Genomic DNA, 16196 nt, shown 5'->3' with positions numbered 1-16196 from the left:
GTGGTTAACCAGACTAGTACATTTAACTAGTAAAATATAGATTTAAAAACAAGCCTATTACCTTTTGATATTTAATATTTTTTTATCATTCACCACCTTTTCAATAAAACATAAAAGCTAACTATAAATTGAAAAAATCTGATTATGTATTTTTAAAGACTAAAAACTTGACCAAGCAGTAAGTAATTAAGTTTAACTTATACGAATATTTTCGTGGAATATATGCTCTATTAAAGTTGTTGCACCCATAAAAGGCCTTTGCTATAAATGTTCCGCGCTAAAGAAAAACAATAATAAAAATAAAGAAATAAATAAAAAGAAGCTAGTTTACTAGACCACACAGCGAGCATTTCAAGCCTTACTTCGGTAAGGCTTTTTTATTGCCTGAAATTTGAAAACCCCGGCACAGCTGTGATAATTTATTTGTAATATTTAACATTAAGGAATGTATGAACGACTTAGAGCAAGCACCTAAGGCATTATTAAAAGCACAAAAATTAGCTAATTTAGCTGACGCTAAAATACGTGTCCCCATCTTGGGTATTCGATTAGGTTTAGACTTTATTGTTGGCCTTATTCCTGTCGTGGGCGATCTTATAATGACCGGCTTATCGCTCAGCATTGTTGGTTTGGCAAAATCTATGCAAGTACCAAGAGTGCTTAGAATGAAAATGTTATGGAATATTGCGCTAGATTTTTTGTTAGGTGTTATTCCTTTTGTTGGCGACATTGCCGACTTGTTTTTTAAATCTAATTTGAAAAATGTACGCATTATGGAAGCGTGGTGGTTAGATCAAAAGCCGTAAAAAGTTTAAACAGACCTATTGCCCGCCCTAGTTATTACCTGTGGTACCTGCGGGGTCAGGTTCGTTGAAATAATGACCTAGCCCCTGAAAACCTAAAAAATACAAAGAACTTGAACGCGAAATTATAATACTTCTTGGTTATGTCAAGTGACTCTTCCGAGAGTGGCTCTATTACTTAAAATACTATTAATTGCAAAGTCGAATAAAATAACAACTTGAGCTATAACTCGTTAATTGAGGGTAAAGCCGAGAATGCGCCCATTTTTTGGCAAGTTAACGATCCACATTTACTCGCAAATAGCACTGCGGACTTAACAATAGCCTGATCTTGTAATACGTCGAATAAGTCTTTTTGATTTGTATTTACATGCTGAGTGAGAGAAAACAAGAAGCTTGCAATAAAACTATCCCCTGCAGCGGTTGTATCTAAAGCATTTATTTTTGGCACTTCAATGTTTAAAGAGTAGTCAGAACTAATGGCTTGAACCTCATTAGCACCATCAGTAATTACGACAAGCTTAACCCCTAACGACATTATAAAATTGACATAGCTTGGTATATCTACACCTTTAATTAAAGCTAAATCATAGGCTTCATCTTTACTCAGTTTGACGATATGGCTTTCAGTAATACATCTTTCAACTCTTGTTGGGAGCAAGCTTAAATCAGCCCAAAGTTGTTGACGCAAATTTACGTCAAAGCTTATCAATACGTTATTCGCCTTAGCGCGACCTAACGCATAGAGCGTATTATTATGGTTTTGTTCATTTGTAAGCGTGTTTGAGCAATAGTGAAAAACGTTAATATCTTGCCATTTAATTAAATCAATCTGGCTTTTTTCGTAATACATATCAGCCGTATCATGACGATAGAAAGTAAAAGAGCGTTCTCCAGTGTGGTCTAGACTTACCAAAACTATAGCTGTATTGGCATTTTTAACAGTATTTACGTATGTCGTATTTACACCTTCATGCTGCAATTGCTGTATTAACATGCTGCCAAAATTATCGTTGCTAATACCACCTGCGAAATAACTATTACCTCCTAACTTGGCAAAGGCTACCGCAACATTTGCAGGTGCGCCGCCAGCTAAGGGTTGATAAGCTCCATCTGTGGTGTTTGGTAAGAAATCAACAAGGACCTCTCCATAACTGAGTAATGAAAACATAAATTTACCTTTTAAAAAAGCCCATTTTCATGGGCTTTTATTGTTGATTTAATATGAAAAGTTATTAACAGTTAAAAATCATACTTAAGCGTTACGCTTGATGTTCTACCGTTAATGGTTCTTGCTCTGATAATATCATTAGCAGGAATAGTGCCTTCTTCAGCTTCTGTGATACCTGAAACGTCAAATAGATTATTAATATTCAGAGCAATACTAAACCCGTCAGATAAGTAATATTGAGCGAAAGCATTTACTTGCGTGTAACCATCAAATTTAAGGATATTATCTACACCTTGATCAAGACCATCTTGTGCGTAAGCTTCTGTTGTACCAATTAGACTTAGGCCCGCAGAGCCTTTATCAAAGTTATAGCGAGTGGTTAGTGAATAAACAAAATCAGCTTGACGTCTAGGAGTATTGCCAACGGTAGTTGGGTTAATCTCATCTTTGGTAATTTCTGCGTCAGTCCAAGTAAAGTTACCTCGAATATCGAAATCTCCAATGTAATAAGCGCTTTCTAATTCGATTCCGTATGACTCATAAACACGGTCAGTAAATCGCTGACTAGTTGCCTCAAAGTTTTGCTCTTGCGTTTCAGCAAAGAAGGCCGTTGCAAATACAGATAAATTATCTTGGCGATATTTAACACCAGCTTCAAATTGGTCAACTTCATCAACGGCATCTTGCTCTGCAACAGAGCCATCAGCAGCAATTTTACCAAAAGCTAAACGGTCAGCATTTGCACTACCACCATGGCTAATTCGACCAAAAATGGCAAGATCATCATTTAGAATGTAGTTAGCGCCGACAGAATAAGATGTGTAGCTCCAATCGTAATTAACGATAGAAGGCGAACTATTATTGACCGACGAAACACTCTTTTCAGGCTCTGAAATATTACCATCGCGATTCATATCGATTTCCGATTGCACCGCACCAGCATATGTACCTGTTGCTTCACCACTGTCGTGACGAACACTTGCATCAAGCGTTAAGTCACCAAAAACTGAATTAACAGCAATATAAGGGGCTGTAATATCGTACTGAAGATCGTAATTACGCGTACAACAATTACCCCAAGCAGGAACGCCATAAGCAATTAAACCGCTGTCAGAAAAACTTGTACCATCAGCCGCTGAAACATTGATAAGTGCAGCATTATCGCCTTTAACTTCTGACAAGTAAGAATTCCAAAGCCATGACTGTTCAATATTCTGTATTGATTTGTAATAACCAAATGTAATATTAGTATCACCAAAGGTTTTTAATATCTTTAAATCATTAACCATAAAATCCAAGTTGCTCATTTCAACATCAAAGGTGTGAATGCGCATTAAGTTGGCACCCGTATACGTTTCACCTTGTGATGGCCCATTAGCATAAGTTAAAGTGGCTGCTGGTCCAGCTAAACTATCAGCCAGAGTTTGGCTAGCTTGGATACTTTCTGGAAATGGTGAAGTAAAGCTACCTTTAGTACTTGATGTTCTAAATCTGTTTTCAATTGACCAATCGTTACCTAAGTCAAATACAGCTTCTACACCCACCGAATCAACTTTAGGATTCATACCATCGCGCATATCTGCACGACGTAAGTTACCATCGCCATCGGTTGACAATATTGATGTGAAATATGCCGAATGAGGTGTATCAGATGATGGGTCGAAACTGCCCACTGATTTGCCGTTAGAAGTTGCCGGCATAGGTAGGTAAGCAATTGTTTTATCGTCTAAATGCTTGTAGTAAAGTCTTACGTAACCTTTGTCAAATTCTTTGGTGATGTTAGCCTTTATTTGTCCGCCTTGATTACCGGTGTAACCTGCTTCTCTTGGGCCTTCACCTTGGCGATAAAATCCTCCAACATGAAAATACATGCTATCGTTAATTTCACTACCAAATTCGAAATCTGTTCGTGTATGGTCGTAATCTAAACCAATAGTCGTGGCTACACTACCTGATTCAGACTCACCGGTTTTACTGATAATATTGATAATACCACCGGGTGAGTTGGTTGCTAATGTTGATGCAGACCCGCCACGAATAGACTCAATTGACGCCATTGTGCTATCTAATCTAAGGAAAATATCCGCATTACCAAAAGCAATGTCACCAAATTGTACAATTGGTAAACCGTCTTCTTGAATTTGTAAAAATTTTGCACCACCTGCCGCAACCGGAAGTCCACGTACAGCGATATTAGCATTACCTTCACCACCAGAAGATTCAGAACGAATTCCAGGGATAGATCTAAAAGCTTCTGCTGAACTTCTTGGCGTAGTTACTTCAATTTGATCAGATGACAAGCTACTTACAGAAACACTTGATGCCATCACTGTTGTACCTTTACCAGCGGAGCCAGTTACAACGATGCGTTCAAAATCAAGACCTTTTCTTTCAGCTTCTGCAGTTTTAGTGTCGTCTATTTCTGCGGCATTTAAGCCAGTACAAATAGCCATGGCTAATGCGCTTAGTAAAAATTTATTATGAGTAGCTTGTTTCATTTTCTCACCCCATGTTTTTAAAGTTTATTGTATTAATATATTTATAGTTAATTTTATTAATCAAAGTTAGTTATTGTTTAAATAATTAACTTAATCGATTAAGTTAATTATTTGCAGAAATGCCAATATTTGCAAGTCTTTTTTTTGTACAATTTGTTTTCTTAAATTAATCGATTGATAATTATCATTAATTAATTAGTTTTTATATGTTTAGTTGGGTCAGCTCTGAGGTTATAAATTGCCGCAAAAAACAGTAAAGCAGAAAAAAATGTTGCCAAGTAAAAGCCATACGAGACATGGCCAAACAGGTCACTAACAATTCCCATAAGTAGAGGAGATATCGCAGCTGATACCGCGGTGAAGAATAATATAACACCTGCAACTGCACCATGCTTGGACTTAGGAAAACAACTAATGCCCTTAGAGTTTAAGGTCGGGTAAATCATTGACATGAATAAGCCAGATAGAGGCAATAACACAACAGCAGCGTCTACCCCCATTAAAGCAGTGCCTAAATAACAAAGAAATACTGCTAATGAAAACCAAAACATAACTTTTTGCCAACTAAAGTGTTTTAGCATCCAAACACCCAAAAATCGTCCGCCTGCACGTAAAACAAAGAAGATAGTTAACGCATAAGTAGCAAGCCAAACCATCGAACCCGTATAGTCTCCAAGCAAAGTAGGCATCCAAACGTATATGGCTACTTCAGTAGCTACATAGAGCGCAATGGCCAATGAAAACCCTAAAGCATAAGGGTCTTTCATTAATTTAAAAGAACTTTTTAAGTTAATTTTCTCTTCTGTATGTTTCTTAGTAACTGGATACTTTGTATTCATGGCAACTAAACATAGCAAAATACAAATAACACCGGCGGCAATGTATAAATATTTCCAAGAAACACCTGTTACCAATAAGTAACTTACAATCGCAGGACCAACGATAGCACCAACACCAAAAAAACCTTCGACCTTATTCATTGTTGCGGTATGTTCTTTGGATGACGACGATATATCACCAATAAGTGCTAATGCACCCGTTTTAAATAAACCAATAGCAATACCAATTAGCCCAAGAAGAAAGAGAAAGTAAAAAAACGACTGGCCGACAGAAAACAAAAAACACGCGACAGAAAAAATTAACAATCCGATCACAATTGTTGTTTTCCTCCCCCACTTATCAGCAAGATATCCTAAAAACAAACCACTAAATGCGATAAAAATCATGGGTATATAATGGAATGCACTTGCTTGTGTTAAGTTTAAGTTATAGGTGCTAATTAATTCTGGGATGATGACGCCGACAGCATCTGAAGTCATCGCAAAAACAAAAAACATCATATAAGTTAATAGCTTAATACGGGTTACAGATGCGTCTGCATTAGACGTCCCACCTATGGTTAAATCACTAATTTTATTCATTATTTTCCCCAATCATCATGTTATATTTATTCTATTTATCTTTGACGTGATTTCACTAATATTTAATCACATAATCTCTAATCAAACTTAATAACCTTAAGAAAAAATAAAATTATTCTTGATTAAATTTCAGTTGTATATAAACATATACCTTAATCGATTAAGATTCAACTTGTACTTTTAATGGTGTATATATGAAAAATAATGTTCAGCTAATAACTTATATTGATAGGTTAACCGGCTCTGGTGTTCAAAGCCTTGATAATATTCTGCATAACCAGCTGTCTGGTTTATTTTCAGGTGTACATTTATTACCTTTTTATTACCCAATAGATGGTAGTGATGCAGGTTTTGATCCTATTGACCATACACAAGTAGATAGTCGACTTGGCAAATGGCAAGATGTAAAAAAACTAGGTGAAAGCCATGAATTGATGGCAGATCTCATTGTTAATCACATGTCTGCGCAGTCAAAAGAATTTATAGACGTACTAGAAAAAGGCAGTGACTCACCATTTTGGGAGCTCTTCTTAACAAAAGAAAAAGTTTTTCCGCTTGGCTTAAACGACGAACAAAAAGCTAAAATATATCGTCCAAGACCAGGTAGTTGCTTTACAACATTTTCATTACCCAATAATCAATCAGCTGATTTTTGGACAACCTTTACCGATAACCAAATCGATATCGACGTAACCTCAAGTGCTGGGCAAGCATACTTAACTCGGATCCTAGAAACATTTTCTGAAAATAATATTACCATCATTCGTCTTGACGCTGCAGGTTACGCCATTAAAAAGGCTGATACGAGCTGCTTCATGCTTGAAGAAACCTTTGAATTTATTGATGAACTTACCCAAAAAGCCAATGCTCGAGGCATTGAAACTTTAGTAGAAATTCATTCTTATTATCAAACTCAAATTGAGATCGCTAAGCGTGTTGATCAGGTATATGACTTTGCCTTGCCGCCATTAATTTTACACAGTATTTTTAGCCAAGACTCTACTGCATTGGTTAAATGGCTGAATATTTCACCTAGAAACTGCATAACCGTTTTAGATACTCACGACGGCATTGGCATTATTGATGTAGGTCCCATGAATGATAAAAAAGGCCTGCTTGATAACGTTGAGATAGATAATTTAGTTAAAAAAATTCATCTTAATAGTGCAGGAGAAAGCCAAAAAGCTACAGGTGCTGCGGCAAGTAATGTCGACTTATATCAAGTTAACTGTACTTACTATGACGCTCTGGCTAAAAATGATTATGATTATTTACTAGCCCGAGCTATTCAGTTTTTTGCTCCAGGCACGCCGCAAGTTTATTATGCTGGTCTTTTAGCTGAAAAAAATGATATGACATTACTCTCTAATACTAATGTAGGTAGAGATATAAACCGCCCTTACCTCAATACAGAGCATGTCGAAAAGTCGCTTGAAAAGCCTATCACTCAAGCGTTAGTGAAATTAATAAAGTTACGCAATAGTAGCGAAGCTTTTAATGGAAATTTCACGGTTGAAGGTAATAAATCGACTTTAAAAATGTCTTGGTCTGCGGAGAATAGTACGGCCACTTTATTAGTCAACTTAGTCGCCAAAAGTGCCTCTATTGAGGTTGATGAAAATGGCAGTAAGCAGGTAATTTTACTAGAAAGCCTGTTGTAGAAGTCTTTAAAATAACCCGTGAAAGTAAGTTATATGTTCGTCAAATAAAAGTATACTATTGCAATTGGATACATACCCTAGTGCTTTTAGAACAATAATTATAATAAGGTCATCATGCCAGAGAAGAAAATATGGACACTTAAAAGCATTGCTAAAGAGCTTGGTGTTTCAAATGCCACGGTTTCTAATGCTTTTAGCCGCCCCGATCAACTGTCTAAGAAACGCAGAGATGACATTCTTGAATCTTGCCAAAGATTGGGGTATTCGGGGCCCAACAAAGCAGCACAATCTTTGAAGAAAGGCCATTCTAACATTGTAGCATTGGTGTTACCCGACAGTGTTGAATATATGATTTCCGATCCCGTGGCAAGTAACTTTGTTAAGGGTGTTTCATCGGTTTTAGAAAAAAATCAGGTTAATTTGTTGTTGTTTTCAGGGGCTTCTGAAAACATTAATACCGTTGCAGATTTTGTTGATGGTTTTATTTGTTATGGTAGCCCTCGTAATGCAAAGTTGGTTGATCAATTAAGGGCCACTACAAAAAAAGTTGTTACCGCAGATTTTGATATTGATCGTAATGCCTCTGTTGGCATTGATAATGAACAAGCGGCTTATGAAATAGCCAAGCTCGCCATTCAATCAAAAGATGATAATATTGCAATTCTGGGATTACGCATATTAGATTCAAACTTAACCTGTCGAGTTTATGAGTTACCTGACTTTGACGTTCTACCTGCTATTACTCACCGCCGTTTAATGGGTTACATAAAAGCCATCAAAGAATTAGGTGCTACTTTAAGAGATGACAGAATATGGAATATACCTAAAAGTAGCCATGCAGTGGCACTTAACGCCGTAAGAGAGGCATTAACGTCTACCCCGCGACCCAATGTACTACTTTGTATGAGTGATCTAATCGCTTTAGCGGCTTTAAAGGAAATTAATGCTATGGGCCTTAACATACCAGAAGATATTCGCGTAGTTGGGTTTGATGGTATTGACGAAACAAACCGCTCGCATCCGCCGCTAACTACCGTGCATCAAAATAGTGAAGAAAAAGGCAGTAAAGCTGCTGAATTATTCATCGATAGAGCTAACGACTCGGTTTTAATTCCTTATCACATAGAGTATAGAAAAAGCTGTTAAAGCCATTCTATTTTTAAGTTAAAACTATATTTTGATAAAGAAATATCAATAACTTCATTAAAAATAAAAAAAATTAACCATAGGTGTTTGAAGGTGAGCTAAAACTTATTTTCAACAAAATATTTAACGCCCGCTTGACCTATTACTCACTCCGCCTTTAACAATGATATAACCCACTTTTGCAGTGCATCGTCATTATAACGAGGATGCCAAGCAGCGATCACATCAAAACTATCCGGTGATTCTTCAAGCGTTATTTCAACTAGGTCTAAACTTGTTATCGCACGAGATGGTAAAAAAGCGATTGAGTCTGTAGTTTCTAAATACATAGGCACAATTGAAAAGCATGGCGCAGATACAACAACATTTCGTTTTAAACCGAACTTCTTAAACCAATCGTCTATTGAGCCTTTAAAGTTAGGCCGCGAAGGTGATGCAATAATACTCGGGTAACTTGCAATTTCAGCAAGGGTTGGCGTTTTATTTGCTATTGATGCCTTTGGTGAAGTAACGCATACGTGATATTCTTCAAAAAGCTTTAAAATCGGGTAGCTGTCGGGAATATAGTCAGGAAATGCGATGGCTAAATTAACTTTGCCACTTTCCATTAGCTCATGCACTTTATCTAATTCAAAATCACGCACAATGATCTTTAGCTTAGGCGATTGCTTTCTTAATTGAGCGATTAACTCAGGTAATACCACCTGTTGAGCATAATCGGTTGCAGCAATTACAAAAGTGCCCTCGATTGTTTCAGGACTAAAAGTTGTTGGTGATAGTAGCGCGCTAAATTCAAGCAATAGCTTGTCGACACCAATAGCTAGGTTTTCAGCAAAAGGCGTTGGTACAAAACCATTGGTTTTTCTCAGAAATAGCCTATCGTTAAAAACATCTCGTAATTTTTTTAAATGTTCGCTTACCGCTTGTTGAGTGAGCCCTAGTTGGCTAGCCGCTTTTGACGCGTTCTTTTCCTGTATTAAGGCTTGAAATACCCTTAACTGCTTAAGATCTAATCTGTCTAACTTACTCATGTGTATTTACCTTTATTAGCTTTACCCTAAAACAAATTAACACATAACCATATTATTTTGTATCACTAACAAAAAATCATTATTTTTAATTGTACTGGAATATCTTTAATATCTCGCCATCAAATCAATTTAACCAAATTGATAGTAATTAAAAGCGAGAATCAAATGAAAACAGTTATTTTAATCGGTGCGTTAGGAAAAATGGGTCAAGCGGCGTTAACAGGCTTAGGTAAACATAAAGTGATTACAGCGGGTCGTTCTGGCAACGTTGACCATATTGTTGATATTACAAATGAGCAATCTATTAGAGCTTTGTATGAAACTGTTGGCAAATTCGACGCGGTAGTTAATACCGTTGGCTTTTGTGAATACGCTACTTTTAGTGAGATGACTCAAGCACAGTGGATGACAACCGTAATGAGCAAAATGATGGGGCAAATTAACTTAGTTAGTATTGGCCAAGAGTATATCGCTGATAGTGGGTCGTTTACTTTAATTAGTGGTATTTTAAATAAAAAACCAATTCCATTTGCCATTGCAGATGCAACAACCAGTGGCGCTATTGATACTTTTGTTAAAGTAGTATCGTTAGAAATGCCAAGAAACACGCGTATTAATGTGGTAAATCCAACAGTGTTAACTGAAGCATGGGATGTATACGGTGAGATGATGCCTGGTTTCCAACCGGTACCTGGAACATTAGTCGGTAAAGCTTTTGAACGTTCAGTAGATGGTTTTATTAACGGCGAAGTGATTATCGTAGACGCTTAATGTATCAAGGATTCAGGTTATCAACGCTTGCAATTATTATTGATTAAGTATCATAGCCTAGCGGCCTAGCGCTGATGAATAAAGTAGAACAGCCTAGTTAACCTTAAGCACTTACTCAATATCGCAAGCAAAAAAAACCAACCTCAAAGGTTGGTTTTTGTTTTCTATAAGATAGAGAATTTACTTACTGGTCGCCAACTTGTGCTGCTTAGGTCGAACCTGCAACTCTTAATCATATAAGCAACATTATTGATATATGCTGACGTTGGTATTATGTTACTTGATATTCAATAAAAAAGGTTACTTCTTCCCAAAAACGACAATTAATTTTTTCGCTTCACAAAAATTTATTGCTACGGGCTCACTCCATTCCAACGCTTGAAAATTTCCACGAATATACTGCTGGCAATAATTTTTAGGCGAAGCAGACCAAGAAAAATCTGCACTTGAATTTGGCTTTAAATTAACATTTTTAAAGTCAAACCAATGAACACCGTCTTCTGTAATTTGCAGGTTTATCATCGTTAACTCAGAGTTATTCGAAACTTCAAAAATAAACTCTCTACTCATTGCTTCTTCCGGTATTGAAGCTAAGCTTAATATAACAATTAAATAAAAAGTCATTTTAAAGGGCATGATGTATCCAATTTAAAAAGTTGTCTATTTAATTATGGAATAAGTTCCGATATGCACAAGTGCTTTAAGGAATAAAAATGAATATGTTTGATATCGCAATTTTTTGTGCTGCTATTGCAGGGTTGATAATGGTTATCGGAGGGATAATTTTAATTTACAAAGGCGCTTTAGTTTTAGCATCTACCGATCCTTCTAGCGCCTTAACAATTGAATGGAAAAAAGAATTTCGTCTCAATACACAAGCACCGGGAATCGCCTTCTTCATTATTGGTCTATTATTTACCTTAACATCTATATTTGCATCAAAGCCTACTGAAATAGAGCCAATTAACATCATTGGTAAAGTTGCCGAAATTAGCGAACCAATAACAATAGCAGCAAGATCTTCAAAATGGATTTTAGTTGGTGGTAGTGATGGCGTAGTAAAAGGTAAAATTAGACCCTATGTTGAGGCAATTACCTTGGAAATTTCAGCTCCTGGGTACAAACCTATCAATATTGTTCATATTTTAGATGAACTTAAAGATCGCACTATTCACTTCGAACAACCTATACAAATGGAACAACTCGTTACTGGAGTCGTTGGTACTCAAATTATAGATGTCCCAGATGAAGATGCTTACGCATCAGTAAACTCTCCTGCTAAGTTTGGTGTAAGCCAATGAAAAAAATACAATCTATAGTATTCATATTAACCTTAACTATGGCTTCACAAGCATTGGGTTCAGGCCCAATGGGCTTTGTTCAAGGTTCTTTGTGCAGCTTACAAAATAATGGACCCGCACCTGGTTTATTGGTCTCACTTGTTCATCAGTATTTAGGAAGAAGCTCTCCAACTTATACAGACCAATACGGGAATTTTCAGTTGTTCAATATACCTGCACGACCAGAGCCATATCTGATTGAAGTATATTGGGGACAACAATTAGTATATCGAAATCAAATCTATGTCCATGGGGGGGTTAACTTGGGAAGGTTTTGTATTTAAGTTTAGAATAGCTTAAGCCACTGTCTTAGCTTTAAAATTGATAAAGTGAAGAATGTTAACTTTGTTGCGAAGTGATCAGCCAGATGCTAACCAGTATAATGTAAAATAAAAAAAACCAACCTCGAAGGTTGGTTTTTGCTTTCTATGAGATAGAAAATTTACTTACTGGTCGCCAACTTGTGCTGCGGCTTCTGGTTTTTGAATTTCTAATAATTCAATTTCAAATTGCAATACAGAGTTACCCGGAATGCGAGGTGGGTTACCGTTAGGGCCATAAGCTAGGTCTGAAGGAATAGTAAATTTGAATTTAGAACCTACAGACATTAACTGAACACCTTCAGTCCAACCTGAAATTACACGATTAAGTGGGAATACTGCTGGCTCTCCACGCTCTATAGAGCTATCAAAAGTTTCACCATTAAGGAAAGTACCTACGTAGTGAACTTTAACTGTATCAGTAGCTGTTGGCTTTTCACCGTCGCCAGCCGTTATAACTTCGTATTGAATGCCAGATTCAGTAATTTGAACGCCTTCTTTAGTTGCGTTTTCTGCTAAGAAAGCCTGACCTTCAGCTAAGCTAGCTTCAGAGCTAACCGTAGCTTGTTCTTGTTGCTTAGCTTTCATTGCTTGGTCTAAGTTCATCAACAACGCTTGAATGTCTTCTTTTTCGATTTGAGACTTGCCATCCATGCTGTCAGTAAAGCCACGAATAATAAGTGACTTGTCTAACGTTAAACCCAACTTGTCGTGCTCTTCAAGATTACGTTCCATGTACATACCAATTGATGCACCTAAACCATAAGCTTGTTTTTGTATTTCTGTATCAAGCGCAACGGCTTGTTCTTCTTGCTTAGCAGATTCTTGACAACCCATTACTGATAATAAGGCAATAGCGACTAAAGTCGGTTTGAAAAATTTCATTTACATCTCCGTTTTACTACCTAGCCAGAAATTCGGGCTAAGTCATTTAAATATGTGTGAATTGTTAAACAATGCGGCTTATACTAACGATAAATGCCCTAAGAAAAAAGTATTAATATTTTGCTGAACTGTAACTTAACAATTCTAAAAGCCAAACTTCTGTTTTTATTAGCTTTGCTTTCTGCGTGTCAACCTGTAGGCCAAGAGCCAACGCAAAGATGGCAGCACGCTGTAGAGGGAGCATATGCGGCTAATATATCGAATGACGCTAAATTTAGTGTTGTTTCGTCAATACATCACGGCATTAGCTTATGGGATTTAGAAAACAATGCGCTGAAATATAGTTGGTCACAACAACAAAACAATGCCGACAATTTAGTATTGGTGGCTGATATTGCCGATAATAACAGCCATGCGATTACAGCCAACCGTAATGACTTTTCACTTTGGAATATAGAAAATGGTGCCTCTGAAGGCTTTTGGTCCATTACAGAATCGACCATTCGCGATGTAGCGGTATCTAATAATGGCGATTACTTATTAATAGGGCAAAGTAACGGTAAGGTTGTGCATATTACGATTGCTAATGGCCGGCGTTTAGAGTTTTTGGGCCATCAAGAAAAAATTAATGCCGTAGATATGCTGCCAAATGGCCGCATTGCAATTTCTGGCTCGAACGACTTTGTCGCTTATGTTTGGGATACAAAGTCAGGACAAGTAATATATCGCTTTAATCACCCGAGTAGAGTCACTATGGTGGCGCTTGATTCTAAAGGACGTTTTGCTTTTACCGCCGATAGTAAAAAATCAGCCAATATTTGGGATTTAAAAACCGGCGAGTTAATTTCTAAGCTGAAGTACTTTAATCGACAAGAGGTTTTTAGTGCCGTGCAATTTTCACCCGATGGTAGCCAATTGTTAACGGGTGCGCCTTCTCGAAAAGTCAGTATATGGGATGTTGCAACCGGAGAACGCCTTACCAGTTGGCGAGTTTTGCCACGCGAAGATATTAGACCCGCAGGCGCTGTTGTGTACAGCGTCGCATTTAGAGATAATAACCAGGTAATCACCGAAAGCTCTTCTGGATACGCCGAATTATGGCAGGTAAATAAATAGTGAAATCAGTTACAGAATTAAACCACGCAATTGAAGCTCTTGAAACTCGCAATGCCTTTCAAGATGATATTATCGACCAACTTAACCATGAAATTACCGTTCATCAAAACCAACTTGCCGAGCTTAAGCATCAAGTTTCTTTACTGGCAAATCGCATTAAAGAAAATGCTCCAGAGCAAGATGGTAAAGAAGAAATAGAACCACCACCACCGCACTATTAAAGTGGTTAGTTAACCTGATGAGTTAACGTTATATAGCAATATTTAAACATTTTTAGAGAAATTACACGGCCTAAACAACCTAATACTGAGGCCGTTTTATTTTAAAGGCCAGCCTATGTTAATGTTAAAGCCCAATTGTGAATGTTGTGACAAAGACTTACCGCCTGCAGCTAAAGATGCCTTTATTTGTACTTATGAATGTACCTTTTGTGCCGAATGTACAGCAAACGTATTACACTTTGTTTGTCCTAATTGCTCGGGTAATTTAGTCAGTCGCCCTGTTCGCCCTATTGAAGCATTAAAAAAACATCCTGCTTCTACACAGCGAGTATTAAAGCCACATGGCTGTGATAGTTATATTAAAGGTTAATATCAAGCAGCAAGAAACAAACATCAAAGTTAAATCATTAAGTGTGGCGTACAGCAAACTTGCAAATAACTTAATTGCATCGTGTGCTGATAACGTATAATTTTTAAGTTTATAGTGTTACAAGGAGTTCTATATGACTGTTTTATTTATTTTAAATATTCTAAGCATTTTTATTTGTTATGCCGTTGCTAAACACAGAGGCGCTAAAACTATTTTTTGGGCAATTGTTGGCGCTATTTTAGGGCCACTGGCTATCCCTTTTGTTTTCTTTTCAAAGCCTGAAGTTATACCTGCAACAAAAAACATTTGAGATAAAAGTATACTTTATTAAGCAAAATTTATAGTCAGTCGATTCATATTTCGCAATATTTAGTACGTCTATATTTTAAGCCGCTATATTTAAGTAACTCCACTTTACTAAACGATATATTAATAAATGATTCCTTTTGAAAATACATCAGCAATAATAGAATTTACCCGTATATATCTAGCTGTTTTTTATACTGCTGTTGCACTGTTTTATACCGTGAGAATTATCACCGCCAAGAAAAACACCCATAGTGAACTTGTGTTTCTCGGACAACCTTTTTGTTCTCATTGGTGGAACCATATGACATTTCGTTTGTTCAGAGTATTAATTTGGCTGATTTGTGTGATCAGGCTTTTTTTCCCGCCGTTAGATGAATATCTAGGTATGATTGAGAATTTCGAACATTATCTAATGCTAATACTCGGTAATGTGTTATTAACTGTTGGTTTTTTAATGACCATTATTATCCACTTTAGCATGAAGCAAAAGTGGCGTTCTGGGGTTGACCCACAAGGGCCAAACGCATTAATCACTGATGGATTTTTTAAATATTCTCGTAACCCAATTTTTGCTAGCGTGGGCTTATCACAATTAGGTTTTTTTCTCGCATTACCTTCAATATTTACTTTCGTTTGCCTTATCATTGGTTTATATACTTTATACAAACAAACCATTGTTGAAGAACAGCATTTAGTCACTATTTTTCAGGATAATTATAAAATATATCAAAGCAACGTTCGTCGGTGGATATAAGGCCGATGAAGCATTGGAAATAAACTGAGTTACCTAAAAGCTATAAGTAACAATACCTTGTATGAATTATCTAGTTACAACATCTTTTTCCGCAAATTTTCCGCAAATAAGATCAGTTTAAAGTAGTGAACATAGGTCTGTGCTTACCTGTTTATTCTTGTTTAAAAATACCAATAACTTGCTCGTTCGGTCTTACTTCTTGCACTACGTGCTCTTCTGGTTGCGACATTTGGTGTCCACAACTTACGCAAGTTACGGTTTCAACGCCGTGCTCTTTAAATAACCCCATCGTGTCCATTGCTTTACATTTTGGACAAACTGCTCCAGCTATAAATCGTTTTTTCACTTTTTTACTCAATTTTATTAAATATTTAATTAG

At 36.7% G+C, this 16196-nt stretch carries 18 protein-coding genes; 11 read left to right on the top strand and 7 right to left on the bottom strand.

The features are described from left to right. Positions 1 to 449: 449 nt before the first annotated feature. Positions 450 to 806 carry a DUF4112 domain-containing protein gene (locus AC27H3_RS14725; RefSeq protein WP_487107324.1) on the top strand — a complete coding sequence of 119 codons (357 nt, stop codon included), beginning with the start codon at positions 450 to 452 and terminating at the stop codon, positions 804 to 806. Positions 807 to 1026: 220 nt separating this feature from the next. Here the strand turns inward: AC27H3_RS14725 and AC27H3_RS14720 are convergent, their stop codons facing one another. The 3 genes from AC27H3_RS14720 to AC27H3_RS14710 form a co-directional block, all read right to left on the bottom strand. Next, on the bottom strand, positions 1027 to 1974 hold the full coding sequence (locus tag AC27H3_RS14720) for a carbohydrate kinase family protein (RefSeq protein WP_487107323.1): 948 nt from the start codon (positions 1972 to 1974) through the stop codon (positions 1027 to 1029). Between the two features lie 71 nt (positions 1975 to 2045). Then, positions 2046 to 4472: a TonB-dependent receptor domain-containing protein gene (locus tag AC27H3_RS14715; protein ID WP_487107321.1), complete on the bottom strand. Its 2427-nt coding sequence runs from the start codon at positions 4470 to 4472 to the stop codon at positions 2046 to 2048. 191 nt (positions 4473 to 4663) lie between these two features. After that, positions 4664 to 5893: an MFS transporter gene (locus tag AC27H3_RS14710; protein WP_487107319.1), complete on the bottom strand. Its 1230-nt coding sequence runs from the start codon at positions 5891 to 5893 to the stop codon at positions 4664 to 4666. 194 nt (positions 5894 to 6087) lie between these two features. Between AC27H3_RS14710 and gtfA the strand changes: the two genes are divergently transcribed. Both gtfA and AC27H3_RS14700 read left to right on the top strand, forming a co-directional pair. After that, complete coding sequence (gene gtfA / locus AC27H3_RS14705; RefSeq protein WP_487107317.1) at positions 6088 to 7554, top strand: sucrose phosphorylase; 1467 nt, start codon at positions 6088 to 6090, stop codon at positions 7552 to 7554. A 114-nt stretch (positions 7555 to 7668) separates the two neighbouring features. Next, positions 7669 to 8700 carry a LacI family DNA-binding transcriptional regulator gene (locus AC27H3_RS14700; protein WP_487107315.1) on the top strand — a complete coding sequence of 344 codons (1032 nt, stop codon included), beginning with the start codon at positions 7669 to 7671 and terminating at the stop codon, positions 8698 to 8700. Between the two features lie 146 nt (positions 8701 to 8846). On the opposite strand, the gene AC27H3_RS14695 is transcribed toward AC27H3_RS14700, so the two are convergent. Further along, the gene (locus AC27H3_RS14695) at positions 8847 to 9731 is read right to left on the bottom strand and encodes a LysR family transcriptional regulator (protein ID WP_487107313.1); all 885 of its coding nucleotides are present in this window, start codon (positions 9729 to 9731) and stop codon (positions 8847 to 8849) included. Between the two features lie 165 nt (positions 9732 to 9896). Here AC27H3_RS14695 and AC27H3_RS14690 point away from each other — a divergent pair, with 165 nt between their 5' ends. Beyond that, complete coding sequence (locus tag AC27H3_RS14690) at positions 9897 to 10502, top strand: short chain dehydrogenase (RefSeq protein ID WP_487107312.1); 606 nt, start codon at positions 9897 to 9899, stop codon at positions 10500 to 10502. A gap of 300 nt (positions 10503 to 10802) precedes the next feature. Here AC27H3_RS14690 and AC27H3_RS14685 read toward each other — a convergent pair whose 3' ends face one another. Continuing rightward, entirely contained in the window at positions 10803 to 11138 is a 336-nt protein-coding gene (locus tag AC27H3_RS14685; protein ID WP_487107310.1) for a hypothetical protein, read from the bottom strand. A 77-nt stretch (positions 11139 to 11215) separates the two neighbouring features. Between AC27H3_RS14685 and AC27H3_RS14680 the strand changes: the two genes are divergently transcribed. Together AC27H3_RS14680 and AC27H3_RS14675 are read left to right on the top strand one after the other, a co-directional pair. Next, entirely contained in the window at positions 11216 to 11803 is a 588-nt protein-coding gene (locus AC27H3_RS14680; protein ID WP_487107309.1) for a hypothetical protein, read from the top strand. Continuing rightward, entirely contained in the window at positions 11800 to 12126 is a 327-nt protein-coding gene (locus AC27H3_RS14675; protein WP_487107307.1) for a carboxypeptidase-like regulatory domain-containing protein, read from the top strand. Before AC27H3_RS14680 ends, AC27H3_RS14675 begins: the two co-directional genes overlap by 4 nt. 162 nt (positions 12127 to 12288) lie before the next feature. Here AC27H3_RS14675 and AC27H3_RS14670 read toward each other — a convergent pair whose 3' ends face one another. Beyond that, positions 12289 to 13047 (bottom strand): FKBP-type peptidyl-prolyl cis-trans isomerase, encoded by a 759-nt coding sequence (locus tag AC27H3_RS14670; RefSeq protein WP_487107306.1) that lies wholly within the window; start codon positions 13045 to 13047, stop codon positions 12289 to 12291. A gap of 120 nt (positions 13048 to 13167) precedes the next feature. Here AC27H3_RS14670 and AC27H3_RS14665 point away from each other — a divergent pair, with 120 nt between their 5' ends. The 5 genes from AC27H3_RS14665 to AC27H3_RS14645 all read left to right on the top strand — a co-directional run bounded on the left by AC27H3_RS14665 (position 13168) and on the right by AC27H3_RS14645 (position 15817). Continuing rightward, positions 13168 to 14163: a WD40 repeat domain-containing protein gene (locus AC27H3_RS14665; RefSeq protein WP_487107304.1), complete on the top strand. Its 996-nt coding sequence runs from the start codon at positions 13168 to 13170 to the stop codon at positions 14161 to 14163. Then, the gene (locus tag AC27H3_RS14660; RefSeq protein WP_487107303.1) at positions 14163 to 14384 is read left to right on the top strand and encodes a SlyX family protein; all 222 of its coding nucleotides are present in this window, start codon (positions 14163 to 14165) and stop codon (positions 14382 to 14384) included. The genes AC27H3_RS14665 and AC27H3_RS14660 overlap by 1 nt, the downstream gene beginning before the upstream one ends. A 121-nt stretch (positions 14385 to 14505) precedes the next feature. Next, the gene (locus AC27H3_RS14655) at positions 14506 to 14754 is read left to right on the top strand and encodes a DUF1272 domain-containing protein (RefSeq protein WP_487107301.1); all 249 of its coding nucleotides are present in this window, start codon (positions 14506 to 14508) and stop codon (positions 14752 to 14754) included. Between the two features lie 133 nt (positions 14755 to 14887). Further along, positions 14888 to 15064 carry a hypothetical protein gene (locus AC27H3_RS14650; protein ID WP_487107299.1) on the top strand — a complete coding sequence of 59 codons (177 nt, stop codon included), beginning with the start codon at positions 14888 to 14890 and terminating at the stop codon, positions 15062 to 15064. Positions 15065 to 15190: 126 nt separating this feature from the next. After that, the gene (locus tag AC27H3_RS14645) at positions 15191 to 15817 is read left to right on the top strand and encodes a methyltransferase family protein (protein WP_487107297.1); all 627 of its coding nucleotides are present in this window, start codon (positions 15191 to 15193) and stop codon (positions 15815 to 15817) included. A gap of 151 nt (positions 15818 to 15968) precedes the next feature. Here AC27H3_RS14645 and AC27H3_RS14640 read toward each other — a convergent pair whose 3' ends face one another. Continuing rightward, positions 15969 to 16163 (bottom strand): YheV family putative zinc ribbon protein, encoded by a 195-nt coding sequence (locus AC27H3_RS14640; RefSeq protein WP_408607679.1) that lies wholly within the window; start codon positions 16161 to 16163, stop codon positions 15969 to 15971. Positions 16164 to 16196: the final 33 nt, after the last annotated feature.

This window comes from Colwellia sp. NW0002-52-1, from assembly GCF_057550865.1.
Note: the sequence above shows the minus strand (reverse complement) of the source record. Positions and strands in the feature narration are given on the sequence as shown.

Coding starts and splice junctions, on each gene's coding strand:
- AC27H3_RS14725 (WP_487107324.1), top strand. CDS start 450: ATGAACGACTTAGAGCAAGCACCTAAGGCATTATTAAAAGCACAAAAA.
- AC27H3_RS14720 (WP_487107323.1), bottom strand. CDS start 1,974: ATGTTTTCATTACTCAGTTATGGAGAGGTCCTTGTTGATTTCTTACCA.
- AC27H3_RS14715 (WP_487107321.1), bottom strand. CDS start 4,472: ATGAAACAAGCTACTCATAATAAATTTTTACTAAGCGCATTAGCCATG.
- AC27H3_RS14710 (WP_487107319.1), bottom strand. CDS start 5,893: ATGAATAAAATTAGTGATTTAACCATAGGTGGGACGTCTAATGCAGAC.
- gtfA (WP_487107317.1), top strand. CDS start 6,088: ATGAAAAATAATGTTCAGCTAATAACTTATATTGATAGGTTAACCGGC.
- AC27H3_RS14700 (WP_487107315.1), top strand. CDS start 7,669: ATGCCAGAGAAGAAAATATGGACACTTAAAAGCATTGCTAAAGAGCTT.
- AC27H3_RS14695 (WP_487107313.1), bottom strand. CDS start 9,731: ATGAGTAAGTTAGACAGATTAGATCTTAAGCAGTTAAGGGTATTTCAA.
- AC27H3_RS14690 (WP_487107312.1), top strand. CDS start 9,897: ATGAAAACAGTTATTTTAATCGGTGCGTTAGGAAAAATGGGTCAAGCG.
- AC27H3_RS14685 (WP_487107310.1), bottom strand. CDS start 11,138: ATGCCCTTTAAAATGACTTTTTATTTAATTGTTATATTAAGCTTAGCT.
- AC27H3_RS14680 (WP_487107309.1), top strand. CDS start 11,216: ATGAATATGTTTGATATCGCAATTTTTTGTGCTGCTATTGCAGGGTTG.
- AC27H3_RS14675 (WP_487107307.1), top strand. CDS start 11,800: ATGAAAAAAATACAATCTATAGTATTCATATTAACCTTAACTATGGCT.
- AC27H3_RS14670 (WP_487107306.1), bottom strand. CDS start 13,047: ATGAAATTTTTCAAACCGACTTTAGTCGCTATTGCCTTATTATCAGTA.
- AC27H3_RS14655 (WP_487107301.1), top strand. CDS start 14,506: ATGTTAAAGCCCAATTGTGAATGTTGTGACAAAGACTTACCGCCTGCA.
- AC27H3_RS14650 (WP_487107299.1), top strand. CDS start 14,888: ATGACTGTTTTATTTATTTTAAATATTCTAAGCATTTTTATTTGTTAT.
- AC27H3_RS14645 (WP_487107297.1), top strand. CDS start 15,191: ATGATTCCTTTTGAAAATACATCAGCAATAATAGAATTTACCCGTATA.